The sequence below is a fragment of the Pseudomonas benzenivorans genome, assembly GCF_024397895.1.
Lineage (GTDB): Bacteria > Pseudomonadota > Gammaproteobacteria > Pseudomonadales > Pseudomonadaceae > Aquipseudomonas > Aquipseudomonas benzenivorans_A.
Window position 1 is genome coordinate 1,044,415 of the sequence record NZ_CP073346.1, and the last position, 23,982, is coordinate 1,068,396.

At 64.1% G+C, this 23,982-nt stretch carries 24 protein-coding genes, 3 tRNA genes and 4 pseudogenes; 21 read left to right on the forward strand and 10 right to left on the reverse strand.

The genetic code is table 11. The annotated features are described in order from the left end of the window. Window positions 1-11 precede the first annotated feature (11 nt). The 3 genes from KDW96_RS04880 to KDW96_RS04890 are packed head-to-tail and all read left to right on the forward strand — an operon-like array spanning window position 12 to window position 1,874. Entirely contained in the window at window positions 12-1,007 is a 996-nt protein-coding gene (locus KDW96_RS04880) for a 2-hydroxyacid dehydrogenase (RefSeq protein WP_255839305.1), read from the forward strand. 28 nt (window positions 1,008-1,035) lie between these two features. Continuing rightward, complete coding sequence (locus KDW96_RS04885) at window positions 1,036-1,461, forward strand: hypothetical protein (RefSeq protein WP_255839307.1); 426 nt, start codon at window positions 1,036-1,038, stop codon at window positions 1,459-1,461. 8 nt (window positions 1,462-1,469) lie between these two features. Next, window positions 1,470-1,874 carry an META domain-containing protein gene (locus tag KDW96_RS04890; protein WP_255839309.1) on the forward strand — a complete coding sequence of 135 codons (405 nt, stop codon included), beginning with the start codon at window positions 1,470-1,472 and terminating at the stop codon, window positions 1,872-1,874. An 86-nt stretch (window positions 1,875-1,960) separates the two neighbouring features. Here KDW96_RS04890 and dinB read toward each other — a convergent pair whose 3' ends face one another. Next, window positions 1,961-3,016 (reverse strand): DNA polymerase IV, encoded by a 1,056-nt coding sequence (dinB, locus tag KDW96_RS04895; RefSeq protein WP_255840480.1) that lies wholly within the window; start codon window positions 3,014-3,016, stop codon window positions 1,961-1,963. Window positions 3,017-3,354: 338 nt separating this feature from the next. Between dinB and KDW96_RS04900 the strand changes: the two genes are divergently transcribed. From KDW96_RS04900 to KDW96_RS04920, 5 genes are all read left to right on the forward strand, one after another. After that, window positions 3,355-3,431 (forward strand) — tRNA-Met (locus KDW96_RS04900). 123 nt (window positions 3,432-3,554) lie between these two features. Then, a tRNA-Met gene (locus KDW96_RS04905) sits at window positions 3,555-3,631 on the forward strand. A 123-nt stretch (window positions 3,632-3,754) separates the two neighbouring features. Then, a tRNA-Met gene (locus KDW96_RS04910) sits at window positions 3,755-3,831 on the forward strand. Between the two features lie 304 nt (window positions 3,832-4,135). After that, window positions 4,136-5,458, forward strand: a complete 1,323-nt coding sequence (rimO, locus tag KDW96_RS04915) for a 30S ribosomal protein S12 methylthiotransferase RimO (RefSeq protein ID WP_255839311.1) — start codon at window positions 4,136-4,138, stop codon at window positions 5,456-5,458. Between the two features lie 88 nt (window positions 5,459-5,546). Then, window positions 5,547-5,903 carry a thiol-disulfide oxidoreductase DCC family protein gene (locus KDW96_RS04920; protein WP_255839313.1) on the forward strand — a complete coding sequence of 119 codons (357 nt, stop codon included), beginning with the start codon at window positions 5,547-5,549 and terminating at the stop codon, window positions 5,901-5,903. A gap of 8 nt (window positions 5,904-5,911) precedes the next feature. Here KDW96_RS04920 and KDW96_RS22150 read toward each other — a convergent pair. Next, window positions 5,912-6,076 (reverse strand): annotated as a pseudogene (locus KDW96_RS22150) (tyrosine-type recombinase/integrase); the annotation flags it as partial. A 201-nt stretch (window positions 6,077-6,277) separates the two neighbouring features. Continuing rightward, window positions 6,278-6,478, reverse strand: a pseudogene (locus KDW96_RS04930) (IS110 family transposase); the annotation flags it as partial. Between the two features lie 1,033 nt (window positions 6,479-7,511). Between KDW96_RS04930 and KDW96_RS04935 the strand changes: the two are divergent. Then, window positions 7,512-7,793, forward strand: coding sequence for a hypothetical protein (locus KDW96_RS04935; RefSeq protein WP_255839314.1), 282 nt, complete (start codon window positions 7,512-7,514; stop codon window positions 7,791-7,793). Window positions 7,794-7,948: 155 nt separating this feature from the next. Here KDW96_RS04935 and KDW96_RS04940 read toward each other — a convergent pair whose 3' ends face one another. Continuing rightward, window positions 7,949-8,983 (reverse strand): GlxA family transcriptional regulator, encoded by a 1,035-nt coding sequence (locus KDW96_RS04940; protein ID WP_255839315.1) that lies wholly within the window; start codon window positions 8,981-8,983, stop codon window positions 7,949-7,951. Window positions 8,984-9,191: 208 nt separating this feature from the next. On the opposite strand from KDW96_RS04940, the gene KDW96_RS04945 reads away from it, so the two are divergent. Next, the gene (locus KDW96_RS04945) at window positions 9,192-10,160 is read left to right on the forward strand and encodes a homocysteine S-methyltransferase family protein (RefSeq protein ID WP_255839317.1); all 969 of its coding nucleotides are present in this window, start codon (window positions 9,192-9,194) and stop codon (window positions 10,158-10,160) included. A 102-nt stretch (window positions 10,161-10,262) separates the two neighbouring features. Continuing rightward, entirely contained in the window at window positions 10,263-10,835 is a 573-nt protein-coding gene (locus KDW96_RS04950; protein WP_255839318.1) for a GNAT family N-acetyltransferase, read from the forward strand. Between the two features lie 6 nt (window positions 10,836-10,841). On the opposite strand, the gene KDW96_RS04955 is transcribed toward KDW96_RS04950, so the two are convergent. After that, on the reverse strand, window positions 10,842-11,459 hold the full coding sequence (locus KDW96_RS04955; RefSeq protein WP_255839319.1) for a TetR/AcrR family transcriptional regulator: 618 nt from the start codon (window positions 11,457-11,459) through the stop codon (window positions 10,842-10,844). Window positions 11,460-11,542: 83 nt separating this feature from the next. On the opposite strand from KDW96_RS04955, the gene KDW96_RS04960 reads away from it, so the two are divergent. Together KDW96_RS04960 and KDW96_RS04965 are read left to right on the forward strand one after the other, a co-directional pair. Further along, window positions 11,543-12,010, forward strand: a complete 468-nt coding sequence (locus KDW96_RS04960; protein WP_255839320.1) for a hotdog fold domain-containing protein — start codon at window positions 11,543-11,545, stop codon at window positions 12,008-12,010. Window positions 12,011-12,326: 316 nt separating this feature from the next. Beyond that, window positions 12,327-12,641 (forward strand): YciI family protein, encoded by a 315-nt coding sequence (locus tag KDW96_RS04965; protein WP_255839321.1) that lies wholly within the window; start codon window positions 12,327-12,329, stop codon window positions 12,639-12,641. A gap of 170 nt (window positions 12,642-12,811) precedes the next feature. Here KDW96_RS04965 and KDW96_RS04970 read toward each other — a convergent pair. Further along, window positions 12,812-13,102 (reverse strand): annotated as a pseudogene (locus tag KDW96_RS04970) (cell division protein ZapA); the annotation flags it as partial. After that, on the reverse strand, window positions 13,099-13,347 hold the full coding sequence (locus KDW96_RS04975; protein WP_255839322.1) for an MreC domain-containing protein: 249 nt from the start codon (window positions 13,345-13,347) through the stop codon (window positions 13,099-13,101). The gene KDW96_RS04975 and the pseudogene KDW96_RS04970, both read right to left, overlap by 4 nt. 477 nt (window positions 13,348-13,824) lie before the next feature. Between KDW96_RS04975 and KDW96_RS04980 the strand changes: the two genes are divergently transcribed. Beyond that, window positions 13,825-14,241, forward strand: coding sequence for a CBS domain-containing protein (locus tag KDW96_RS04980; protein WP_255839323.1), 417 nt, complete (start codon window positions 13,825-13,827; stop codon window positions 14,239-14,241). Window positions 14,242-14,253: 12 nt separating this feature from the next. On the opposite strand, the gene KDW96_RS04985 is transcribed toward KDW96_RS04980, so the two are convergent. After that, window positions 14,254-15,237: a 1-phosphofructokinase family hexose kinase gene (locus KDW96_RS04985; protein ID WP_255839324.1), complete on the reverse strand. Its 984-nt coding sequence runs from the start codon at window positions 15,235-15,237 to the stop codon at window positions 14,254-14,256. A gap of 65 nt (window positions 15,238-15,302) precedes the next feature. Beyond that, on the reverse strand, window positions 15,303-15,728 hold the full coding sequence (locus tag KDW96_RS04990) for a 3-isopropylmalate dehydratase (RefSeq protein ID WP_255839325.1): 426 nt from the start codon (window positions 15,726-15,728) through the stop codon (window positions 15,303-15,305). Between the two features lie 959 nt (window positions 15,729-16,687). On the opposite strand from KDW96_RS04990, the pseudogene KDW96_RS22155 reads away from it, so the two are divergent. The 5 genes and pseudogenes from KDW96_RS22155 to KDW96_RS05015 all read left to right on the forward strand — a co-directional run. Next, a pseudogene (locus KDW96_RS22155) lies at window positions 16,688-16,778 on the forward strand (methyl-accepting chemotaxis protein); the annotation flags it as partial. A 169-nt stretch (window positions 16,779-16,947) separates the two neighbouring features. Beyond that, on the forward strand, window positions 16,948-17,547 hold the full coding sequence (locus KDW96_RS05000; RefSeq protein WP_255839326.1) for a hypothetical protein: 600 nt from the start codon (window positions 16,948-16,950) through the stop codon (window positions 17,545-17,547). A gap of 136 nt (window positions 17,548-17,683) precedes the next feature. Continuing rightward, window positions 17,684-18,676, forward strand: coding sequence for a chemotaxis protein CheX (locus tag KDW96_RS05005; RefSeq protein ID WP_255839327.1), 993 nt, complete (start codon window positions 17,684-17,686; stop codon window positions 18,674-18,676). Between the two features lie 88 nt (window positions 18,677-18,764). Then, entirely contained in the window at window positions 18,765-19,133 is a 369-nt protein-coding gene (locus tag KDW96_RS05010) for a response regulator (RefSeq protein WP_255839328.1), read from the forward strand. 103 nt (window positions 19,134-19,236) lie between these two features. Then, complete coding sequence (locus KDW96_RS05015; protein WP_255839329.1) at window positions 19,237-22,395, forward strand: GAF domain-containing protein; 3,159 nt, start codon at window positions 19,237-19,239, stop codon at window positions 22,393-22,395. 23 nt (window positions 22,396-22,418) lie between these two features. Here KDW96_RS05015 and KDW96_RS05020 read toward each other — a convergent pair whose 3' ends face one another. Continuing rightward, window positions 22,419-22,856: an HIT family protein gene (locus tag KDW96_RS05020; RefSeq protein ID WP_255839330.1), complete on the reverse strand. Its 438-nt coding sequence runs from the start codon at window positions 22,854-22,856 to the stop codon at window positions 22,419-22,421. Window positions 22,857-23,007: 151 nt separating this feature from the next. On the opposite strand from KDW96_RS05020, the gene KDW96_RS05025 reads away from it, so the two are divergent. Both KDW96_RS05025 and KDW96_RS05030 read left to right on the forward strand, forming a co-directional pair. Beyond that, window positions 23,008-23,580 carry a COG3904 family protein gene (locus KDW96_RS05025; protein WP_255839331.1) on the forward strand — a complete coding sequence of 191 codons (573 nt, stop codon included), beginning with the start codon at window positions 23,008-23,010 and terminating at the stop codon, window positions 23,578-23,580. A gap of 80 nt (window positions 23,581-23,660) precedes the next feature. Next, on the forward strand, window positions 23,661-23,981 hold the full coding sequence (locus KDW96_RS05030; RefSeq protein ID WP_255839332.1) for a hypothetical protein: 321 nt from the start codon (window positions 23,661-23,663) through the stop codon (window positions 23,979-23,981). Window position 23,982: the final 1 nt, after the last annotated feature.

The following is a 23,982-nucleotide window of genomic DNA, read 5'->3' on the forward strand; positions in this document are numbered from 1 at the left end:
AGGAGCCAGCGATGCGCATCATCCTGTTCAGCAGCAAGCCCTATGACCGCGACAGCTTTCTCGCCGCCCAGCGCCCCCAGGGCTGGAGACTGGAGTTCCAGGAGGCCCGCCTGGGGCTCGAGTCCGCCGTCCTGGCGCAGCACTGCGAAGCGGTCTGCGCCTTTATCAATGACGACCTCTCGGCGCCGGTACTGCAGCGCCTGGCCGCCGGCGGCACGCGACTGATCGCCCTGCGCTCGGCCGGCTACAACAACGTCGACCTGAAGGCCGCGCAGCAGCTGGGGCTATGCGTGGTCCGGGTACCGGCCTACTCGCCCCATGCGGTGGCCGAGCATGCCGTGGCACTGATTCTGGCCCTGAACCGGCGCATCCACCGCGCCTTCAACCGCACCCGCGAAGGCGACTTTTCCCTGCATGGGCTGATCGGCTTCGACCTGCACGGCAAGACCGTCGGCGTCGTCGGCTGTGGCCATATCGGCCGCGTCTTCACCCGCATCATGGCCGGCTTCGGCTGCCAGGTGCAGGTCTACGACCCCGCCCCGGTCACGGACCTGCCCCAGTTGGGCGGGCTACAGGTGGACCTCGATCGCCTGATCGCCGAGAGCGACATCATCAGCCTGCACTGCCCGTTGAACGAGAACAGCCACCATTTGATCGACGCCGCGCGCCTGGGCCAGATGAAACGCGGCGCCATGCTGATCAATACCGGCCGCGGCGCCCTAGTCGACACCCCGGCGCTGATCGAGGTCCTGAAGAGCGGCCAGCTCGGCCACCTCGGCCTGGATGTCTACGAGGAGGAGGCCGAGCTGTTCTTCGACGACTGTTCCGACCAGCCGCTGCAGGACGACATACTGGCCCGCCTGCTGACCTTCCCCAATGTGATAGTCACCGCCCACCAGGCCTTTCTCACCCGGGAGGCGCTGGCGGCGATCGCCACCACCACCCTGGGCAACATCGGCGCCTGGGCGGCCGGCGCGCCGGTCAATCAGCTGCCCCCCGGCCCGTGATAGCATTCGCGCCTATTTTGGAGGAGCCATGGCCGACCACGACTTTCGCTACAACCTGCTCAACCCCGAGCACACCCTGATCGAATGCCGCGCCCTGGCGCCGGGCCGCTATCAGGTCACCGGCAACGGCGGCTCGATTCACAGCGGCGACGGCCTGCTGGTGACCCTCAAGGGCAGTCGCGACCTGAGCATGCGCCTGCAGGTCGACAAGGTCCGCCACCTGATCAACCCGCGCGGCCAGTGGGTCGCCACGGCCCACGGTCCGGCGTTCGGCGAGCTGGCGATCTTCAACTGGCAGGTCAAGTGCGACGGCTGCGCCACCCAGCTGGACTTCGAGTTCGCCGTGGACGCCGCCCTCGGCAAGAAGGCCCAGGCCCCGGCCGCCGAGGCGCGCATTCGCGAACTGGGCTGGCGCAGCCAGGACGGCCGCCACCTGTGCCCGAAGTGTCCTTAGGCCGGGCCGTGACACGCGCCCTGGTGATCGGCCTGCTCGGTGCCGGCCTGCTTGGCTGCGCCAGCACCCCGCCGCTGCTGGAAACCGAACGCAGCTACCGGGTCGAGTGGATCGGCGCGCGCCCGGTGCTCGACGACAGCCACCCGACCCTGACCCTGGGCGAGGACGGCCGGGCCTACGGCAACACCGGCTGCAACCACTGGTTCGCCCGCTACGAACTGCAGGGCCAGCGCCTCAGCTTCGCCCGCGCGGGCAGTACCCGCAGGCAGTGCACCCTGCCGCGGATGGAGCAGGAAGCGCAGTTCCTCGACAGCCTGGGCAAGGTGCGGCGCTGGGATTTCTCGCCGCTCGACCAGCTGCGCCTGTGGCCCGAGGCCGGTAAGCCGCTGCGCCTGTGGCCGGCTGAAGGCTAGACGCCTCTCTGACGACCGAGCGCCGCTGCCGGATCGATTTTTCCACCAACACTGCCTCCACGGCGGATGAAAAAACGCCATCCACCCTAGGGCGCGAACAGCTCCAGCTGTTCATGGCGCCCGCGCAGGTCATGCAGCCGCACCCCCACCCCGAGCAGCCGCACCGGTTTGTTGCCGCGGGCGAAAGCAGTGCTGAGCAGCAGCCCGTAGCTGTCGAGGTCGCGGCGGGCGCCGGCCTGCTCCAGGGTGGTCTGGGTGAAGTCGTGGAACTTGATCTTGACGAAGGGCTTGTCCGGCCTATAGCTGGCATCCAGCCGCGCCATGCGCCGGGCCAGCTCGTCCAGCAGCTGCGGCAACTGCGCGAGGCAGGCCGTTAGATCCGGCAGATCCTGATCGTAGGTGGTCTCCACGCTGACCGTCTGCCGGCGGCTGTCGGTCTGCACCGGCCGCTCATCGATGCCCCTGGACAACCCCCAGAGGCGCTCGCCGAAGTGGCCGAACTCCTTGACCAGCGTCAGCTTGGGCCACTGACGCAGATCCGCGCAGCTGCGAATCCCCAGGCGTGCGAGCTTGTCGGCGGTCACCTTGCCCACACCATGCAGCTTGCCGACCGGCAGTTCGGCGACGAACGCCTCGACCTGATCCGGGGTGATCACGAACAGGCCGTCGGGTTTCTTCCAGTCGCTGGCGATCTTGGCCAGGAACTTGTTCGGCGCCACCCCGGCGGAGACCGTGATGTGCAGCTCCCGGGAGACCCGCCGCCGAATTTCCTGGGCGATACGCGTGGCGCTGCCGGCAAAGTGCGGGCTGTCGGACACGTCCAGGTAAGCCTCGTCCAGGGACAGCGGCTCGATCACCTCGGTGTAGTCGCGAAAGATTTTGTGAATCTCCCGGGACACCGCCTTGTATGCCTCCATTCGCGGCTTGACGATCAGCAGGTCCGGACACAGCTTCAGCGCATGCCCGGAAGCCATCGCCGAGCGAACGCCAAAGGCGCGCGCCTCGTAGTTGCAGGTGGCGATCACCCCACGCCGGTCCGCCGCCCCGCCCACCGCCAGCGGCTTGTTCGCCAGGCTGGGGTCGTCGCGCATCTCGATGGCGGCATAGAAGCAATCGCAATCGACGTGGATGATCTTGCGCACGCTCATGATCGAAGCCCGTTACTCACGCAGCGTCTGATGGCCGAGCGAGCGGGCCAGTGCCCACTGTTCGGCCGAATTGCCGGCAGTTCTAGATATTAACGCCATGACGTCCCCTGAAATGGCCACGGACTCTAGCCCAGGGGCCGCCCCGTCGGCTACGTCGGCCGATATCGAAACCGATAGATGCCCGGCTCCGTCAGCCGAATCCCCGCAAACGCCCGCCTGGCGCGGCCAGTATCCGCAACCCCCAGTGTCACAAAACGCTAAGCATCTGAACAGAAAACGATTTTTACCGAACTAAAGGTTGACAGCCTGCCTCTAAACTATAGAATGGCCGCCGCGGGATGGAGCAGTCTGGTAGCTCGTCGGGCTCATAACCCGAAGGTCGTAGGTTCAAATCCTGCTCCCGCAACCAAATACCCGAAAAGGCCACTCAAACGAGTGGCCTTTTTCGTTTGCGTCCGATTCTCTTATTTAAGCAATTGATTAAAAAGTAGAAATCGATTGACAGAAGCGCGCATCCAGATAGAATTGGCGTCGCGGGATGGAGCAGTCTGGTAGCTCGTCGGGCTCATAACCCGAAGGTCGTAGGTTCAAATCCTGCTCCCGCAACCAGATACCCGAAAAGGCCACTCAAACGAGTGGCCTTTTTCGTTTGCGTCCGATTTGGCCGCCCAAGTAATTGATTCAGTGGCAGAAACAGATTGACCAAAGCGCGTATCCCTATACAATGGCCGCCGCGGGATGGAGCAGTCTGGTAGCTCGTCGGGCTCATAACCCGAAGGTCGTAGGTTCAAATCCTGCTCCCGCAACCAAATACCCGAAAAGGCCACTCAAACGAGTGGCCTTTTTCGTTTCAGCGCTACCAGTCCGGCGACTGAGGCAGGCGCTGGGGTGCGGCAGCTCTTGTCGTGGAAAACTTACGCAAGCCATTACGGCAACCGGCACCCATGCTTTAGGGCCAACCGCCTGAGCCGGGCGCAAGCCGATCTTCATGACCAGCCACCACGCGCAATCGCTCGCGGCGCTGGTCAAGCACGCGATCCGCCGCTAGAATTGCGCACTTTTTGATCAATGGCGCCTTTTCGCGCCCATCCTCCAAAGCCTGAGGTCAGCCGCATGTCCACCCCTGCCACGCCAAAAGTCGGATTCGTTTCACTGGGTTGCCCCAAGGCCCTGGTGGACTCCGAACGCATCCTGACCCAGCTGCGCATGGAAGGTTACGAGGTAGTGCCGACCTACCAGGACGCCGACGTGGTGGTGGTCAACACCTGCGGCTTCATCGACAGCGCCAAGGCCGAATCCCTGGACGTGATCGGCGAGGCCATCGCCGAGAACGGCAAGGTCATCGTCACCGGCTGCATGGGCGTGGAAGAAAGCGCGATCCGCAACGTCCACCCATCCGTGCTCTCGGTCACCGGCCCGCAACAGTACGAGCAGGTGCTCAACGCCGTGCACGAGGTGGTGCCGCCAAGCAAGGAGCACAATCCGCTGATCGACCTGGTACCGCCCCAGGGCGTCAAGCTGACCCCGCGCCACTACGCCTACCTGAAGATTTCCGAAGGCTGCAACCACAGCTGCAGCTTCTGCATCATCCCCTCGATGCGCGGCAAGCTGGTCAGCCGCCCGGTCGGCGAGGTGCTCAGCGAGGCCGAGCGCCTGGTCAAGGCCGGGGTCAAGGAACTGCTGGTGATCAGCCAGGACACCAGCGCCTACGGCGTCGACATGAAGTACAAGACCGACTTCTGGAACGGCCGGCCGGTGAAGACGCGCATGACCGAACTGTGCGAGGCGCTGTCCTCCATGGGCGTGTGGGTGCGCCTGCACTATGTCTACCCCTACCCCCACGTCGACGAGCTGATCCCGCTGATGGCCGCCGGCAAGCTGCTGCCCTACCTGGACATACCCTTCCAGCACGCCAGCCCCAAGGTACTCAAGGCCATGAAGCGCCCGGCCTTCGAGGACAAGACCCTGGCCCGCATCAAGGCCTGGCGCGAGATCTGCCCGGAGCTGACCATCCGCTCCACCTTCATCGTCGGCTTCCCCGGCGAGACCGAAGAGGACTTCCAGTACCTGCTCGACTGGCTGACCGAAGCCCAGCTCGACCGCGTAGGCTGCTTCCAGTACTCGCCGGTGGAAGGCGCCCCGGCCAACCTGCTGGACAACCCGGTACCTGACGAGATCAAGCAGGACCGCTGGGACCGCTTCATGGCCCACCAGCAGGCCATCAGCGCCGCGCGCCTGCAATTGAAGGTCGGCAAGGAGATGGAGGTGCTGATCGATGAGGTCGACGACCAGGGCGCCGTTGCCCGTTGCTACGCCGACGCGCCGGAGATCGACGGCAGCGTGTTCATCGCCAGCACGGCCGTGAGCCCCGGCGACAAGGTTCGCGTGCGCATCGTCGACGCCGACGAATACGACATGTGGGCCGAGCTGATCTAAGCCCTTCGGCCCCTTCCCCCTGCGGGAAGGGGCCTTCCCCGCCTCGCCCCGCTAGACTGACCATAAGCCCCGCCACCAGGCCACGCCCATGGCCAGACTCAAGGTGTTCTATGACGGCGCCTGCCCACGCTGCGTGGCCGACCGTCGCCGCTACGAACGACTCAGCCATCACGACGACAGCGTCGAATGGCTCGACATCACTGGCCAGGAGCAGAAGCTGCGCGCCCTCGGCATCGACCCCTACCGGGCGCTCACCGAGCTGCACGTACAGGATGAACAGGGCCGCATCCACCGCGAACTGGACGCCTACATCCTGCTGATGGCGCGCACCCCAAGGCTGCGCCCGCTGGCCTGGCTGCTCGGCCTGCCCGGCCTCAAGTCGATACTTTCCTGGTGCTACCGCCACTGGGTGTTGCGCCGCCTGCGTCGCGAGGGGCGTCTGTAGCCCTCTACTCAGCGATCCAGTGGACTCAACACCCCCAGGCCACAGCGATTGAGCACATGGGTGTAGATCATGGTGGTCTTGACGTCCGCATGGCCGAGTAGCTCCTGCACCGTGCGGATGTCCTGGCCGCTCTCCAGCAGATGGGTGGCGAAACAGTGCCGCAGCATGTGGGGTGTGGCCGGCTTGATGATCCCCGCCGCCCGCAACGCCGGCTTAAAGGCCCGCTACACCCGTTTCTCATCGACATGATGGCGGCGCTGCGCTCCGGAACGCGGATCGGTCGAACGCTGTGTGGCGGGAAACACATACTGCCAACCCCACTCCCGCGGCGCCGCCGGATACTTGCGCGCCAGGGCGAACGGCAGGTAGACCTCGCCGAAGCCCTCAACCAGATCCCGCTCGTGTTGCGCCGTGCCACAGGCCTCCATCAGCCACTCGACCGGCTCGGCCTGCTCCTGTATATATCGCCCGAACGCCTCACGACTCAGCCGCCTGTGCTGACTCACCACGCCGGCACGGACACTCTCGGCAACTTGGTAAACGGACTTGGCCAGATCAACCGCTATGCGTTTCATCACACCCTCCCAGCGAACAGTCAGCACCGCTATCGGTATAGAAGCGTGGCGCGGGGAGCGTCCATTACAGCATTCAAATCGTTCGCTTCGCTCACTGAGACGGGCTAAAGCCCGCCCATTAACCAAACGCTAGGTGTCAATCCATGCTAATCAGAACGTTAGCAATTTTAATACCGCTATTTCTAACTGGCTGTATGATGATGCCATGGCCACATTACTCAAATGTAACACCTCCCATATCCGGCACAGTTAGTACTCATCTAGGTCCTTTATCAGGAGTAAAGTTAAGTGCTTGCTCAACAGCATCTGAAGAATGCTGCACCACAAAAACAGCACTATCAGAAACCTCGGAAGATGGGCGGTTTTATATCCCACCGACTCGCGAACTGAATTTCCTCATTATAATGATGGCCCATAAAAAATATAGAACATGCGTATCATTTAGCAAAGCAGACAAGCTGTATGCCGCAGGCCCTTTCTACGACTATGCCCTTGTGGATTCTGGTCCCTATAGAGAGCTAAAAATACACTGCGAGCTTTCAAACTTAGAAATATCATGTGAGCAGAATGAGCCTGCATACTAGCAACCACCTAACCACAAGCTAAAATCGCTCACTGGGACGGGCTAAAGCCCGCCCCTTAACCAAACGTTATAAGTCAAGGAAAGCATGAGTATTGTGAAGGAGCAATTAGCAAAAGTTAGAACACCATATAGAGTGTTATCAGGCCTTGTATTTGCGCTGTCAATTTTGCTTGTCCCAATGATAGTCTTTATTGCTTTCACTGAACCTTATGATCATCTTATTTGGGTTGTTGTCGCTGTAATTTTAATAATGGGGTACATTTCAGGTCATGTAACATTTACGGGTTACGCCCCAAAATCTTTACTGTTTACGCATGGTGCCAACGATGGCTTATAACAAGTCGCCTAAGTACGCCGCAAAAAAACACGGCGGGGACAAATACTCACTGGGCTTCGCCCAACAACGTTCGCATTGGCCCCTTGGCAAAGCGTTATGTGTCATGAGGGAATATGGGTAATCCCCTAAATAAAGATTCCAAAATGGAGTGCAGCAGGCACGGTGTTCGTAGTCCTGCATTTATCTGCAAGCATCTACAGCATGGTGAGCAGATTGGCTTTTTTGAGCCTGAGGATGCTCCTGAACCTGACTGGCCATTTAAGAATGCATGGTGTTCGGAATGCGAAGCGATTGCTATCGAGCAAGGTGGTTGGAACGATACGTCAGAAGCTTTTGCTCAAGTCATGACTATATGCGAAGGTTGTTTCGAAGAAATTAGGCAACGCAATGTTTAGCAAAACACATAACAAGCATATATGGGCGCTCCCAACAAGCAGTGAGGAATCGCTTTTCAAGCCTGTCGTCAGCGCGGTTGCATGCGGATATCCGGCCTTGTCATGTGCTGCTCGCCCTGGCCACCCGATCTCGCTCGCTCGCCGAGACTGATCCGCTAAACACCCGCGTTAAGCGCTCGGCGCATCGAGCCGAAACGCCTGCGGTACTGCGCCGGGGTGAGGTTGACGCTGCGGCGAAACAGGCGGCTGAAGAAGCCGGCATCTTCGTAACCCACTGCATTGGCGATGGCCTCGATCGGGTCGTCGCCGGACTCGAGCATCTGTTTGGCTTCCTCGAGCCGCACCCTGTGCACATAGTCCAGCGGCGACATGCCGGTGGCCAGTTGGAAGCGGCGCTTGAACGAGCGCTCGGCCAGTCCGCTGAGGCGCACCATGGCGGCGACGGGGGAATGTTCGCAGTAGTGCTCGGCGATCCAGGTCTGGCAGCCGGCGATGATCGCGTCCTCAACCTGGCGCGTGCGCGCCAGCCGCGCGAAGGGCTGCTGTCCGATCGCGTGCCAGTCGATCAGGTTGATGCGCGCGACCTGCATCGCCGCATCGACCCCGACCGAGCGCGCGATGAGGAACAATGCCAGGTCGAGCCAGGAGGTGCCGCCCCCGGCCATGACCAGGCGCTGCCCTTCGCCGGACACCACCAGCGCACGCTGAGCGCGCACCATGACCTTGGGATAGCGGCGTCGCAACTCGTCGCAATAGGCCCAGTGGACCGTCGCCTCCTGGCCATCCAGCAGCCCGGCCTCGGCCAGCAGCAGGGTGCCGGAACAGGCGGATGCCAGGGTGGCCCCGGCCGCATAGCAGCGCCTGAGCCACTCGACCTCCTCGGCAAAGCGCCCCTCGAGCGATTCGCCCGGTGGAATGTTCAGGTCCGGCACGCAAACGAAGTCCGCAGACGAGCATTCCTGGAGGCTGGCCTGGGCCTCGATGCGCACCTCATTGGTGGCCAGCAGCGGCCCGGCGCGCGCCGCAACCACCAGAGGGCGCAGCAGTGAAGGGCCCGCCTCGCCACTGGTGACGATGCCCCAGTCGCGGCCGGTGGCCATGAACAGGTCATACATGCCGTACACCACCGAGGCGGTAGCCTCGGGGTAGGCGAGGATGGCGACAGTGGCGGGCTGCTGCGGGTCGCTCATGGCCGATTTGTCCAGTTCGCTGCCGAAATGGCTTTAGTCGCTAAGGCGCGGCGGTCTTACCCTTTCAATCGAGTCATTCGAACAGATGGACAACGTCATGCCAACCCCACGCGAGGCGCGTACTGCCCAGCCCGCTTGCGAGCCTGTCCATCGGCACCCGCCCTGGGCCGGCGCCTGACTTTCCCGATACGCACGAGGAGAGACCGTGATGAGCAAGTACCGAAACCAACTGCCGCAATTGCAGGAGCAGTTGTTCATGACCGATGGCGGACTGGAAACCACCCTGATCTTTCACGAGGGCATCGACCTGTCGCTCTTTGCGGCGTTCGATCTGCTGAAGAACGCCGCCGGAGTCGCGGTGCTGCGCCGCTATTTCACCGCCTATGCCGAGCTTGCACGCACGCACGGGGTCGGCCTGGTGCTCGAGAGCCCGACCTGGCGAGCCAATCCCGACTGGGCCGCGCAGCTCGGTTATGACGCGGGCCAGCTGGCGGACGCGAACCGCAAGGCCATCGAGCTGCTGCTCGAGGTGCGCGCGGACTACGAAAGTGCCACTACGCCAATCGTGATCAGCGGCAACATTGGGCCGCGCGGCGACGGCTACCGCCCCGACCGACGCATGAGCGCGGGTGAAGCCCGGGACTACCACGGGCCGCAGGTGCAGACCTTCACTCAGACCGAAGCAGACATGGTGGCGGCCTTCACCCTGAACTACGTGGAGGAGGCCATCGGCATAACCGCCGCTGCGAAGGCGTGCGACATGCCAGTGGCCATCGCCTTCACCCTGGAAACCGATGGCCGCCTGCCGTCCGGCGACACCCTCGAAGCGGCGATCCGCCGAACCGATAAGGAGACCGGCGAGTACCCGGCCTACTACCTGATCAACTGCGCGCACCCCAGCCATTTCGATGCGGTGCTGCGCGAGGGCGGCGAGTGGCGCGCGCGCATTCGCGGGCTGCGCGCCAACGCCTCGAAGCGCAGCCATGCCGAGCTCGATCAGAGCCCCGACCTCGATGCGGGCGACCCCGAGGAGCTGGCCGCACAGTACCGGGCGCTGCAGTCCGCCTTGCCGCGCCTCTCGGTGGTGGGCGGTTGCTGCGGCACGGACCATCGCCACGTGGATGCGATTTGCAGCGCGATGGATCTGGCGTATCAGCCAGAGCGGGCCTGGAACTAGAATCCGCGATGCGCCGGTAGTTATGCAGAGCACTGCCGCAGAATACGAATGGGTTTAGCGATAGGTCCATTCGCCACACCGTCCTGTATCGGAGACAGGCCTATGCCTCAGCCACGATTTCGCCCCGCCCGTCGAGAAGATTGCGCGGCCATTGCCGCCCTCTTCCGCATCTCTTCGGACGGTATTGCCGACTATATCTGGACCCAGCTGGCGCAGCCGGGCGAAGACATCCTGGCCGTCGGCCGGCGCCGCTACGAACGCGAGGACTCGGCGTTCAGCTACCGCAATTGCACGCTCGTCGAAGACGAAGGCGGCATCATCGGCATGCTCGTCGCCTTCCCCATGCACAGCGAGCCGACAGGCGAGCAGAACGACCCGGTCCTGGCCCCGTACAGCACGCTCGAGGTGGACCGCAGCTACTACATCAGCGGCATGGCGCTGTTGCCGGAGCATCGCGGTCGCGGGATAGGTGCCCGGTTGCTGCAACTGGCCGAGGAGCAGGCGCGGGAACAGGGCTACAAGGCGCTCAGCCTGATCGTTTTCGAGCAGAACAGCGGCGCGAAGCGGCTGTATGAGCGCTACGGATATCGGGAGGTCAAAAGGGCCACCGTCTACCCTCACCCGCTGATCCGTTACACCGGCGATGCCGTGCTGATGCTGAAGGCGCTTGCCTAGCGCCAGCTAGCGGCTCACGGCCTCGGCAACCGATCGCCACGCGGCATCGGCGAAGATATCGGCGTGGACAGTGGGTGCACCCTTGACCCGTCCGGACAGCCAAGCGCGGCAGTAGTTTTCCGCCTGGCCTATCAACAGCGACGCATAGAGCTCCCGGGGCAGCCTCCGGATCACCCCGGCCTCCACGCCTTTTGCCAACCACTCGAGCAAGGCGCCGTAGCGGCGCTGGTTGCGCTCAGTCAGGTCGTCTTTGCGCGGCCCCGAAGCCACCGCGTGGCGCGCCTGGAAGAGAAAACGCGCCAGTTCTGGTTGCTGCTCAACCCAGCCCAGGTAGCTTCGAATCAACGCCTCTACCGCCTCGCGCGGTGTGGAGGCGGCCAGTATGCGAGGCTGCATCAAGGCCAGCTGGTCGTCCAGGGCGGCGAAATAGAGTGCCGCCACAAGCCCTTCCTTGTTGCCGAAATGGTGGTAGATCGAGCCGATGCTGCTCTCTGCTCGCTGGCGAATGTCGTCTATTTTCGTCGCTTCGAGGCCCATCTCGTCGAAACACGCCAGGGCACACGCCATGATGTGGCGCTTGCTCGAGCTGCGCTTGCCGGGCTCGACGCGCTCCAGCGCCGCCAAGGCGGCTTCGTTGTGGTGACTTGACATAGAAATAGAAAAATACTCTAGAATAATATTCCAATTTATACATGAGTAACGCAGCGATGAGTACAGGCACCCTTGCAATTTGGCAACGCTTCGCCAGCAAGCCCGGCGGAAAATGGGCCTTCTCCAGGCTCCTGTGTTTCAAGGCGCCCTACTTTGCGTCCATCCGCCCCCAGTTTGTCGAGTTGCGGCCCGAGTACTGCGAGGTGTCGATACGCAAGCGCCGCGCGGTGCTGAACCACCTGGGTACCGTGCACGCCATTGCGATGTGCAACATGGCTGAGCTGGCCGGCGGAACCATGACCGAGGTGACGGTTCCCCGAACGCATCGCTGGATTCCCAAGGGCATGACGGTCGAGTACCTGAAGAAAGCGACGTCCGATCTGACCGCTGTCGCCACACTCGATTCGAGGCCGGATTGGTCGGCGTCCGCAGACCACAAGGTCAATGTTGAGGTCAAGAATCAAGCGGGTGAAACGGTCTTTCGTGCCGTTATCACGATGTGGGTGACGGCCAAATCGGCGTAGCCATGCGGGCGTCTCCTGGCGCCGGCCAACAACGCCCAATCGGCTGAAACCCGCTGTTGATGCCGCCGCTTTCGATCGGCGATGCACGGTTCAAGCCGCCGCAGAAACGCCGCTCCTGGCACCACTGAGCCCGGTAGATGCGACCCGCCGTCCCATTGCATCGGTTAACGCTCGCCGGTGCCCGGCCGAATGCGGCGTTTGCTCGGTGATCGCACAGAGCAGTCCGTCCAATCGACTGACTACACTTCAACAGCCAGCGCGATGCGCTGGCCAACGGAAGTGCTTACCAGGCTCAACTCCAACGAAGGGGACTCAGATGACCAAGTACCTGTTCGTATATCACGGCGGCAGCGCACCCGATGACCCCGGCGAGGTTGCCCAGATCATGCAGGCCTGGGGCGACTGGTTTGCCTCCTTGGGCGGCGCGGTAGTCGATCCGGGCAACCCGGTCGGTCTCTCGACAACGGTCAACAGCGATGGCTCGGTCACCCCGAACGGCGGCAGCAACCCGGCCAGCGGCTACAGCATCATCGAGGCGGCGACCACCGAGGAGGCGATCGAGCGGGCGAAGGGCTGCCCGATACTGGCGGCCGGCGGCAGCATCGAGCTGGCCGAGATCATCCAGATGTAGCCGCCTGCCGTTGTTCCGGCCTGGGCGGGCCAGCGGCTCGCTGCGCGCCACAGCCGAACCGGCCCAGCCCAGCCTAGAGTGCCGGCAGCCCGGCCGCCCTAGCGCGACCGCCCCGGGACAGCCACTGCGATCTCGCCTGGCGAGGCCAGCGTATCCTCGACTATCCGGGGGATCAGGCTGGCGATATCGGCCACCCGGTTGCTGAGCCGCTCTTCCAGCTGCTGCAGCTCCCGGCGGTGGCGCTGCTCCAGTTCGGCCTGCTGGGCGCAGAGCTTCAGCGCCGTCAGCACCAGCAGCCTGTCGCCGATCAGTGACGGCGAGGCGGCCTTGGTCTCCGCCAAAAGCTTCTTGAGCAGCTGCGCCGATTCATTCAGGGCCTGCTGTTTACCGGCAGGCGCCTTGACGCAGTAGTCATTGCCGAGAATGGAAATGACCGTGACCGTATCCCCGTCCTGGCTCATTGCTGGGCAGGACTCGGGCCGGCTTCAGGGCTGCGGCTGGCCAGCTCGACCAGGGCCTGAATGCGCGCGGCGGTGGTGCTGTGCAGCTCCTCCTGCTCCAGCGCGCTCATCTGCAGGGCGTCGTTCTCGTCCTTCAGCTGGGCCAGTTCGCTGCGAATCTGCTGGTTCGCCTCCTGCAGCGCCTTGTTCTCCTGCACCAGATCGCCGACAAGCTGTTCCAACTGACTCAGGTTATTTTCCAACATATTGATTACTCGGGCTTTTTGGCGGGGCGCCACAATAAAGAAAAGTGCCGGCAGAAGCCAGGCAAGCCGCCATACGGCGGCCGCCTGCGCGCGTCACCGACGACGGTTAGTCCGGCCCAAGGAACAGGTCGGTCGCTCCTCCGACTTCCCGCTCCGTGACGAGTTCCCCTGTCTGCCGCCCAGCGTGATCCGGTGGGAGGCGGGATGAACGACGGACGCGGGATCGAGCAACAGGGTTGGCCCCAGCCGCCCCAGCCACCCTGGCGCACCAGAACGGATCATCGCTGCACCGTCCCGAGTCCGCGCGACTGGCCAGTCAGCTTTGCGCCGGGAATCAGCCTCAGGAAAAACAGCCACTCCAAGGTCGCGGCCTGGAACTTGCTTTGGCCACTGCCAAGCCGGCCGGTCGAGCCCCTCGGGATACAAGCACGAGCCGGCCAATTATCTCGCCGACCCGACCCGAACTGGAGCACCACTGTGATTTCTACCTCTATCGCCCGCTGCATGAGCAAAGACTTCGCCCGCATCCACCCCGACATGCCGGTGGTGGCGGCGTCCGCCAAGCTGATGAAGTACGCCATGTTGGGCGGCCCGGTGGTCGATGGCGAGGGCCAGCTGCTGGGCTGGATTTCCGAGCAGGAATGCCTGCAGGTGAGCATCCAGGTGGCCTACCACAACCAGCGGGTGGCCACCGTCCGCGACATCATGCGCAACGACGTGCTGTGCGTGACCCTCGATGACGACCCACTCGAGCTGGCCCAGCAGATGCTGGGCGACAAGCCCAAGAGCTACCCGGTGGTCGATGCCAGGCGCAAGGTGCTCGGCGTGATCACCCGCCGCCACGTACTCAACCTGCTGATCGAGCAGCTGGCCAGCTTCGGCAAGACCGCCTGAAAGGCGCCGCGCTCAACCATGACCATGGGCCTGCAGCCAGCCGAACAGCCGCTCGGTGTCGGCGAGCCGACAGAGCTCGCTGCCATCGCTGATGATCGCCGCACTGCCCGCCGCCACGCCATAGCGCAGCGCTTGGCTCCAACTGGCCCCGGCGGCCAGCTTCAGGGTCACACCGGCCACCATGCTGTCGCCGGCGCCGACCGTGCTGCGCCGCTCGACCGTCGGCGCGGCGATCCGCTCGCTCATGCCCGGGCCGACCAGCAACGCCCCCTGGGCACCTAGCGATACCAGCACATGCTCGCAGCCCCCGCTGTCCACCAGGCCCTGGGCCAGGCTGGCGAGCCGTTCCGGTCCGGCGATGGTCTCCCCCGCCAGCTGGCTCAATTCGTTGAGGTTGGGCTTGATCAGGAACAGTCCTCCCACCGCCAGGGCCTGGCGCAACGCCTCGCCGGAGCTGTCGAGGATGCAGCGCACCCCGCACCGGCTGGCGCCCTGCAACAGCTGCGGAAGGAAGTCGGCGGGCAACTCGGTCGGCAGGCTGCCGCTGATCACCAGATAGTCCGGAGTCGGCAACGCCTCCAGCGCCGCCAGCAGGCGCTGCTGCTCGGCCGCAGTGAGGCCCGCGCCGGGCAGCACGAAGCGGTACTGCCGGCCGCTGGCCTGCTCCACCACGTTGAGGCATTCGCGGGTCCGCGCGGCAATCGCCAGGGGCTGATTGGCCACGCCTTCGGCGTCGAGCAGTTCGATCAGCTGCTGACCGCTGGCACCGCCGGCGGGAAACAACGCCAAGGCGTGACCGCCAAGCCGGTGGATGGCCCGCGCGACGTTGATGCCGCCACCACCGGGAGCGTACTCAGGCAGGGCGCAGCGCAACTTGACATCCGCACACAGACGCGGAATCTGGGTAGCGATATCCAGCGCCGGACTCAGGGTGAGGGTGACGATGGATGCCGGCGCGCCGCCCTGGTGCTTGGTTTTGCGTGAGGTGCTGGCCATAGCGAAAGCTTAGGTCAGCACCTCGACAGGCGTCGGCCAGCCAGCGGCCCGTAGGTGCGGGCCTATCAGGGCGCCAGGGGGCGGATATCGAAACCGCTCTTGGCCTCGCTGACGATGCGGAAGTGCTGACGCTGCCCCGGGGTGACCGGCACCGCCAGTTCTCGGTTCAGGCGCCCCATGCCGCACAGGGTGTCGTCCTGCTTGTCGACGCCGATGCCCAGGACGCGAGTACCGCTCGGCACCTGCAGGCGCACCTGCTCGCCGACGCCGATGCGCGCCGCCACCCGGCGGTCGACCAGCACTGCCACGTAGCAGCCACCGCCGAGCATGCCCAGGTCGCGGTTGACCACCAGCTCGCCTCCGCTCTCGACGGGCTGCTGATAGGCCAGCAAACGCTCCTCGGGCACCGGTGTGACCTTGTCCGGGTGAGCCTGGAAGGAAGAACAACCGGCGAGTGCCAGCAGCGGCAATACGGCAAGAGTCAAGCGCATGGGCCCTCCATGGGCGCAATGGGTGCCGGCTGAGTATTGGCGCAGACGGACCAGGGCTCAAGCGGCGCAGGCATTATCGGGCCATCCGGCGCCCGGATGCGTGGCCTCAGGTTCGACTCAAACCGCGCAGCGATAGCAAGAATGCAGATGAGTCCGGCCGATTCATCAAAAAAAACGATGGAACTCACCCATTTGGTTGATGGATTTTCCCGCAGCGCTCGGAGTAGATTCACCGGTAAATATTTGGCGCCATTTTTTGTGGCCTGAATCACGGCTTTCGGGCCGAACCCATCGCACGGATGCGGCTGGCGTTAGCGGACGCTTGCTGGACATTCTACGCGGGGCCTGATGCCGGCCCCCACGAAGCCAGGCGCGCCCGGCCAACACCAAGTCTGTCTTCCTTATCTTGGCGCGGCGAGAAGCTGCGCCATCTGGACACCATCATGATCGGCGATGCATCCCTGCTCCTTGTGGCCACCCTGGTCCTGGTTCCCCTGGTCGGCGGACTGCTTTTCTGGCGGCTCAGCGCCCGGCATGCCCGCACTGTGGCACAGCTGACGCAGGCCCTGAGCGACAGCGAGCGGCAACGCCGCGAGATGGTGCCGCCGCACGAAATGGAGCGATGCCGCGCCGACAACGCAGCGCAGCAGCAGGCCCTCAAGCAGGCCCTGGCCGACAGCCAGAAGCAGCACCAGCAGGAGCGTCAGGCGCTGGTGCAGGAGCACGAAACAACCCGTAGTTTCCTGGAGCGCGAGCTGCAGCAGCTGAACAGCGCCCGCGACGCCAGCCTGCAGGACATGGCGCGCAAGATGGCCCTGCTGGAAAGCGCCGTGCAGGAACTGCTGGAGATCACCGCCACCATCGAACGCTGGCACGACGGCATGAGCAGCATCATGGTGCACAACAACATCATGCAGAAGCAGATCGGCGACTTCCGCAACATCGTCGGACAGATCGCCATTCTGTCGCTCAACGCCGCCATCGAAGCGGCGCGGGCCGGCGAATCGGGCCGCGGCTTCGCCGTGGTCGCCGACGAGGTGCGCAAGCTCTCGACCAGCGCCAACGCGCTGAACGAGGACTACCGCAGCAACCTCAACAAGAACACCCTGGTGACCACCCTGGCGTTCCAGGACATCCAGGCCGGCGGCAACATGATCGTCACCGCGATTCACGGCGTGCAGAGCCAGATCCGCACCCTGGGTCAGACCCTGGAAGGCGCATGACCATGCGCTCAGCCAACCATGCGGTCGATCTCACGCTCGGCAAGCTGCTGCAGGCCGCGCTGGAGCAGACCCTCAAGGGCAGCTCGGCCAGCACCCCCTGGGTCATTTCCCGCATCGACAACCTCGACGCCCTGCGCCAGGAGCAGTGCATCGTCCTGACCATCTCCTCGTTCAAGTTCCGCATCATCTGCCTGCTGCATGTGTCCATGGATCAGGCCACTCGCCGCTTCGTCGGCGAGGCGACCTCGGCGCGCGGCGACAACCTCGATGAAACGGTCTTCAAGGACTACCTGCTGGAGCTGAGCAACAGCTTCTGCGGCACCCTCAAGCGCCACCTGCAGAGCAGCTGTCCGCCGCTGGGCATGTCCACCCCCAACTTCATCGAACGTTCCAGCTTGGCCCATTACGAGTCGGTCAAGCCCTTGCACAGCGCCCACGCCAAGGCGCAGACCAGCAGCAGCGGGCCGGCGCTGTTCGCCGCCAGCGTCATGGTCAGCGCCACCCAGGCCGGGGACTTCCAGCTGGAGCACTACCAGGCACCCGCCCAAGTCGCCGCCGACGAATCCGACGGTTCCGGCGAGCTGGAGCTGTTCTAGGCCAGCACAGGACGCAACCAGGGCGGCATCCTCGACGATGCCGCCAGCACAGGGACGGCAATAACAATAACGGCTGACGGCCCCTCTCCAGGCTGAAGGCTCAATAAAGACGTGCGGTCCACTAGCGAGAAACAACATGATCGGTTTTGAGAAGCGGCTGGTCAGCAAGGTGCTGATCTTCGAAGAGGACGCCTGTGCCCAGGGAAAGATCAAGGCGTTCTGCAACGACCATGGCCTGATCGGCCTCAAGCAAACCAACAGCTCCACCATGCAGATGCTGGAGGCCAATATCGACCTGGGCGCCGTGCTGATCTCCGAGCACAGCAGCGACCCCGCCGCCGGTATCGAAAACGGCTACGAGCTGGCCCGGCGCATTCACCAGCTGCGCCGCGAGCTGCCGATCTTCATGCGTCGCGAGGGCCGCGCCGACCTCGACGACCTGCAGCCCATCCAGACCATCGGCATCGCCGGGGCCTACGACATCGAGCGCCCGGAAACCCTGAAGCGGCTGCTCGACCAGTACCTGGCCAACACCGAGTACCCGATCTCGCTCATCCGCCGCATGGAGGAGGTCACCCTCGCCTCGCTGAACGCGCTGTTCCGCGATGTCGAGGTCAGCTGCGACCTGCCCTACCTGGTCAAGGACAAGCTCACCTACGGCGACATCCTCAGCCTGCTGCCGGTCGAGTCGCCCTGGTTCTGCGGCTACATGATGGTGCAGTCCGAAGAGCAGCCGATGGTCGAAATGATCAAGGACGGGCGCACCGCGATCGCCCGCCACGACGTGGATTTCCGCGATGTCATGGGCATGCTCAGCGAGATCACCAACCTCGCCTGGGGCGGCCTGCGCACCCGCCTGCTGGCGCTGCACCCGCCGATGAGCAACGACGGCACGCGCATCAGCGTGCCGATCACGGTCAACCACTTCAAGGAATACATCTCCTTCGGCACCGACCGCTCGCAGCTGTGCTTCAAGTTCACCCTGCGCGATCGCCACGGCAAGCTGGCCCCGGTGACCCTCTACCAGAAGTTCATCTTCAACATCCGCTGGGCCCCGGAGGAGTACCTGGAGGCCGACGAGAACAAGGTCGAGGACCTGGTGGAGAGTGGCTGCCTGGAACTGTTCTGAAGCCGCCGCCACAAGGCCGGCCTACCCGACCCCGAACACCTGAAATCACCACATTGGCTCCACAACAACAATTAGAAGGCAGAACCCCATGGCACAGATTCTCGTAGTCGACGACAGCGCGGCCATTCGCAACGAAGTCACCGCGTTTCTCAAGTCCCACAACTTCAGCGTGGAAACCGCCGTCGATGGCAAGGACGGCCTGACCAAGCTCAAGGGCAACCGCGACATCAAGCTGATCATCTCGGACGTCAACATGCCCAACATGGATGGCCTGACCATGGCCGAAAAGGTCCGCGGGGAGCTGGGCAACCAGAGCGTCAACATCATCATGCTGACCACCGAGAACGACCCCAACATGAAGAGCCGCGGCAAGGCGGCCGGGGTCAAGGGCTGGATCGTCAAGCCCTTCAACGGCGCCAATGCCATCGGTGCCATCCAGAAGCTGGTCGCCGGTTGACCGGCGCCGCGCCAAGGAAACGGGCTGCCGTCACGGCAGCCCCCAGGCACCGGCTGAGCAGCGCCCCGTTCGCACAAAAACAATAAGCCCAACCAGGTGTGACATGCCCAAACTCAAACTCAGCTTCAACCACAAGGTCGCCTTAGGCTTTGCCATCATCCTGGCGTTGTTGATGATCTCGGGGGGCATGTCCCTGTGGAATCTCAACGACATCAGCGGCTCCAACCAGCGCGTCCAGGAACAGGCGGTGCCGGTGGTGACGGAAGTCAACAAGGTGCAGATCCAGCTGCTCAAGCTGGCCAACCTCAGCGCCCTGGGCTTCAACGCGCTCAGCGAGGCCGACATCCGCCCGTACCGCGACGACTTCGACAAGGGCGCCGCCGCCTTCGCCGAGGACTACAAGCGCCTGGAGTCCCTGGCCCAGGATGACCCGCAGATGACCGCCGTGGTGGCCGACATCAAGCACAACTTCGCCACCTACAACGAGGCCGTGCGGCAGATGTTCGACGCCAAGCTGGCCGTGCTGGTCGCCAAGCAGGCGGTGGAACAACAGGTGGGCGTGGTGATGGAGCGGTCGGACGACGTCGGCTTCTCCTTCATGGACATCGTCAACGCCCGCGCCCCGAGCAAGGCCATGGAGAAGGACCTGGCCCTGGCCCAGGGCTTCGCCAACCAGGCCGACGCGCTGATGGCAGGGGTGGCCAAGGCCGCCCAGGAGCTGCAGAGCAGCAGTGACCTGGAGCGCCTGGACAGCGCCCAGGAGGATTTCGAGTTCATCATCAACGGCGCGATGTTCTGGTTCGACAAGGTGGTGCCGGTGTACCAACCGATGGACACCGAGGGCTATATCGACGCCACCTACCAGCACGTCGAAGCCCTGCGCCAGCAGCTCAAGACCCAGCCCAACCTGATCGACCACAAGCGCGAGGAGCTGACCCAGGCGCAGACCGCCTGGGAGCAACTCAGCAATTCCAAGGCCGCGGTGCAGAAGGCGGTGGCCGGCCTCGACCAGGTGCTGGTGGCCGCCGACGCCCAGTTCAACCGGCTGCAAGGCGAACTGGCCGACAGCGTCAGCTTCGGCTTCAAGAGCACCCTGGCGATGCTGATCATCCTGCTGGTGCTGGCCTCGCAGAACTTCAACTCCATGCGCCTGGCGATCCGCAAGAAGATGATCGACCTGGCCAAGCTCAACCGCATCGGCGGCACCCTGGCCACCGCCCGGGACCAGGACACGGCCCTGGACCTGGTGCTGCACGCCATGAGCGAGAAGATCGGCATCGAACGCGGTTCGGTCTACCTGTTCAACAAGGACAACGAACTGGAGGCCAAGGCCTTCCTGCCGCCCAAGCAGATGGACGGGGCGCCGGCCGCCATCACCTTCACCCTGGGCGAAGGCGTGATCGGCCGTACCGCCGCCTCGAAACGGGTGATCTTCGTGCCCGACACCAGCCGCGACAGCACCTACGTCGCCGGCGAGCAGGAAAAGGCCAAGGCCCTGCTCTGCGTGCCGCTGCTGGACAAGGACATCCTGATCGGCGTGATGAACGTCTCCGGTGCGGTCGACAAGGTCAACTTCGCCGACAGCGACTACGAGTTCGTCGCCTCCGTGGCGCGCTCGCTGGTCACCACCATCAAGAACATCCGCATGGTCGAGGTGATCGAGGAGCACAACCGCACCCTGGAGAAGAAGGTCGAGGAGCGCACCGCGGCGCTGAAGCAGAAGAACGAGGACATCGCCAACATGTTCTCCAACATGCACCAGGGCCTGTTCACCATCGTCGACAACGGCCTGATCCACCCGGAATACGCGGCCTACCTGGAGACCATCTTCGAGACCAAGGAGATCGCCAACCGCAACTTCGTCGACTTCATGCTCAAGCGCTCGACCCTGAACGCCGAGATGATCGACGGCATCTCCACCGCAGTGGCGTCCATCGTCGGCGAAGACGCGATGATGTACGAGTTCAACTCGCACCTGCTGATCGGCGAGCTGACCCTGGAGTTCCCGGGCCGGCCGCACAAGCTGATCGAGCTGGACTGGGACCCGATCGTCGATGACCAGGATGTGGTCACCAAGCTGATGGTCACGGTGCGCGACGTCACCGCGCTGAAGGCCCTGCAGGCCGAAGCCGAGGGGCAGAAGCAGGAGCTGATGATCATCGGCGAGATTCTCGCGGTCGACGCCGAGAAGTTCAGTGCCTTCATCGACGGCTCCTCGAACCTGGTCGGCCAGTGCCGCACCATCATCGAGCAGACCGAGCGCAAGGACCCGGGCAAGCTGGCCGAGCTGTTCCGCAACATCCACACGGTCAAGGGCAACGCGCGCACCTACGGCCTCAAGCACATCACCGATACCGTGCACCAGGTCGAGAACACCTTCGACCAGCTGCGCAAGGACGAGGAGAAGCTCTGGCAACCCGCCGAGCTGCTCGAAGAGCTGGCCTACGCCGAACGGGCCCTGCAGTTCTACCGCGGCATCTTCAAGGACAAGCTGGGCCGCGACCAACTCGCCAGCGGCGCCAGCCTGATCGACAGCGCGCAACTGAGTCAGCTGCTCACCAACCTGGCGACACTGTGCAATGCCGAGCTGCCCGACAGTGCCCGCCGCGTGGTCAAGGCCACCTATCAGAGCCTGCTCGCCCTCGAGTCGGCTCCGCTGGAGCGGGTGATCGCCGATGTTCTCGATTCGGTGGCGTCACTGGCCGATGAGCTGGACAAGCCGGCCCCGGCGATCCTGATCCCCGATCACGAGGTGCTGATCCGCAAGGAGGCCCACAGCATGATCGGCAACATCTTCATGCACGTGCTGCGCAACGCCATCGACCACGGCATCGAGGGCGCCGACGAGCGCCGGGCGAAGGGCAAGGGCGAACAGGGCTGCATCCGCATCGAGGCGATCGAAGACGGTGGCGCCATCACCTATGCCGTGCGCGATGACGGCCGCGGCGTGGCCCTGACCAGGATATTCGCCAAGGCCGTCGAGCAGGGCCTGTACCCGGCCGATGCGCCGCGGCCGAGCGCTACGGAAGTCGCCAACCTGATCTTCGCCTCCGGCTTCTCCACCGCCGATAAAGTCACCGAAGTGTCGGGGCGCGGGGTGGGCATGGATGCCGTGCGCGACTTCCTCGAGTCAGCGGGCGGCAGCATCGAGGTGCGCCTCGATGCGGGCGATGAGCACGCCGACTACCGCGCCTTCACCACCCTGATCCGCCTGCCGGCCGAGTGGTGCACCCTGCAAGAGCGGTTCGACCTGGCCAGTTGAGCCGGGGCCGCCTGGCCAGCGACTCAGCTGGCCAGGCGCTTGACCAACCGCGCCTGCAGCGCCTCCAGCTCGGCCGGATCGGCCTTGTTGGCGGCGTGGATTCCCAGGCCCTGGCCGGCGAAGCGCGGAATCACGTGCATGTGCAGGTGGAACACCGTCTGCCCGGCCGGCGCGCCATTGAACTGCGCCACCTGCACCCCGTCCGGTTGCAATTCCTCCACCAGGACCTTGGCCAGCCGCTGGGTCGCGCGCATCAGCGGGCCCAGGCTGTCCGGGTCGATCTCCAGCAGGTTACGCGCCGCCGCGCGCTTGGGAATCACCAGGCTATGGCCGGGCGACTGCGGGAACAGGTCGAGAAAGGCGAGCACCTCGTCGTCCTCGTACAGCTTGTAGCAAGGGGCCTCGCCGCGAATGATCTGGGCGAAGATGTTCTGCGGGTCGTAGTCGCCATACAGGCTCATCGGGGTTCTCCGTTACCGGTGGATGGAATCGCCGCACCATAGCGGCTGGCCCCTGTTGCAACAAGAAATCTATAAGCCGCCGTAAGGCAGGTGCACCGGCGCGCGAGCGCGGTTATCTTCAGCCACCCACTGGTTCAGGATCGCCCCGTTCATGCACAGCCCCCTCCTGCACGCCGCCCTGCTCTGCCTGCTGACGCTGCAATCTGCCGCCGCCCTGGCCAAGGTCGAAGTCGAAGCCGGCGACGATCCGCGCCGCGGCCGCCTGCTGGTTGCCAAGGTCTCCGAAGACATCGCCCCCGGCGATTACGAAGCCCTGCTCAAGGGCCTGCGCGCCAACCCCGGGCGCTATGCGCGCAAGATCCTGCTGCTCGACAGCATCGGCGGCAGCGCCCCCGAGGCCATGCGCATGGGCCGTCTGCTGCGCGAGACCGGTTTCGACGTGCTGGTTCCCTCGACAGGTATCTGTCAGGGCAGCTGCATCTACCTGCTGGCCGCCGGGCGCAAGAAGACCGTGCGCGGCCATGTCGGCCTGCACCGCCCGCCCTTCCCTGCCGGCGACTCGGCCCTGGCGCACGCCGCCCACCATGGCCAGCGCCACGACCCGGCCGCCTACCTGCGCGAAATGAACGTCCCCACCCGCCTGGCCGAGGAGATGCAGCGCATTGCACCGCACAACATGCGGGTGCTCGACCCCAAGGAACTGGCCCGCTATCGGCTGAATTGAAGCGCGTCCCAGGGATAGAGGCGCGCCCTTCGCTGTCGTATCGCAGTCAGGCTGATGAAGCGCTTACGCGAGGTGCTGGGATGAACGTGAAAAATCTGCTGGGTTTCTGCCTGCTGTTCGCCATGGCCGGCGGCTGGCTGAGCCCCGTGTCGGCCGACCATCGGCACACCCATGAGCATGAGAAGTGGAAGGACGAGTTCTGGGATGGCCCCTGCCGGGTCAAACGCGAGTACGACCACGGCGACTACAAGGAAGAGGTCAAGTGCCCCGATGGCCACGGCGCCTACTGGCGCCCCGGCAGGTGGAAGGACCAATACTGGGAGCACGGCTGCCGGGTCAAGATCGACGCCAAGCACGATGAGTTCAAGAAGGAGGTCAAGTGCGACCATGACGACGATTGAG

Coding starts and splice junctions, on each gene's coding strand:
- KDW96_RS04880 (WP_255839305.1), top strand. CDS start 12: ATGCGCATCATCCTGTTCAGCAGCAAGCCCTATGACCGCGACAGCTTT.
- KDW96_RS04885 (WP_255839307.1), top strand. CDS start 1,036: ATGGCCGACCACGACTTTCGCTACAACCTGCTCAACCCCGAGCACACC.
- rimO (WP_255839311.1), top strand. CDS start 4,136: ATGTCCACCCCTGCCACGCCAAAAGTCGGATTCGTTTCACTGGGTTGC.
- KDW96_RS04920 (WP_255839313.1), top strand. CDS start 5,547: ATGGCCAGACTCAAGGTGTTCTATGACGGCGCCTGCCCACGCTGCGTG.
- KDW96_RS04935 (WP_255839314.1), top strand. CDS start 7,512: ATGGGTAATCCCCTAAATAAAGATTCCAAAATGGAGTGCAGCAGGCAC.
- KDW96_RS04940 (WP_255839315.1), bottom strand. CDS start 8,983: ATGAGCGACCCGCAGCAGCCCGCCACTGTCGCCATCCTCGCCTACCCC.
- KDW96_RS04945 (WP_255839317.1), top strand. CDS start 9,192: ATGAGCAAGTACCGAAACCAACTGCCGCAATTGCAGGAGCAGTTGTTC.
- KDW96_RS04950 (WP_255839318.1), top strand. CDS start 10,263: ATGCCTCAGCCACGATTTCGCCCCGCCCGTCGAGAAGATTGCGCGGCC.
- KDW96_RS04960 (WP_255839320.1), top strand. CDS start 11,543: ATGAGTACAGGCACCCTTGCAATTTGGCAACGCTTCGCCAGCAAGCCC.
- KDW96_RS04965 (WP_255839321.1), top strand. CDS start 12,327: ATGACCAAGTACCTGTTCGTATATCACGGCGGCAGCGCACCCGATGAC.
- KDW96_RS04975 (WP_255839322.1), bottom strand. CDS start 13,347: ATGTTGGAAAATAACCTGAGTCAGTTGGAACAGCTTGTCGGCGATCTG.
- KDW96_RS04985 (WP_255839324.1), bottom strand. CDS start 15,237: ATGGCCAGCACCTCACGCAAAACCAAGCACCAGGGCGGCGCGCCGGCA.
- KDW96_RS04990 (WP_255839325.1), bottom strand. CDS start 15,728: ATGCGCTTGACTCTTGCCGTATTGCCGCTGCTGGCACTCGCCGGTTGT.
- KDW96_RS05000 (WP_255839326.1), top strand. CDS start 16,948: ATGACCATGCGCTCAGCCAACCATGCGGTCGATCTCACGCTCGGCAAG.
- KDW96_RS05005 (WP_255839327.1), top strand. CDS start 17,684: ATGATCGGTTTTGAGAAGCGGCTGGTCAGCAAGGTGCTGATCTTCGAA.
- KDW96_RS05010 (WP_255839328.1), top strand. CDS start 18,765: ATGGCACAGATTCTCGTAGTCGACGACAGCGCGGCCATTCGCAACGAA.
- KDW96_RS05015 (WP_255839329.1), top strand. CDS start 19,237: ATGCCCAAACTCAAACTCAGCTTCAACCACAAGGTCGCCTTAGGCTTT.
- KDW96_RS05020 (WP_255839330.1), bottom strand. CDS start 22,856: ATGAGCCTGTATGGCGACTACGACCCGCAGAACATCTTCGCCCAGATC.
- KDW96_RS05025 (WP_255839331.1), top strand. CDS start 23,008: ATGCACAGCCCCCTCCTGCACGCCGCCCTGCTCTGCCTGCTGACGCTG.
- KDW96_RS05030 (WP_255839332.1), top strand. CDS start 23,661: ATGAACGTGAAAAATCTGCTGGGTTTCTGCCTGCTGTTCGCCATGGCC.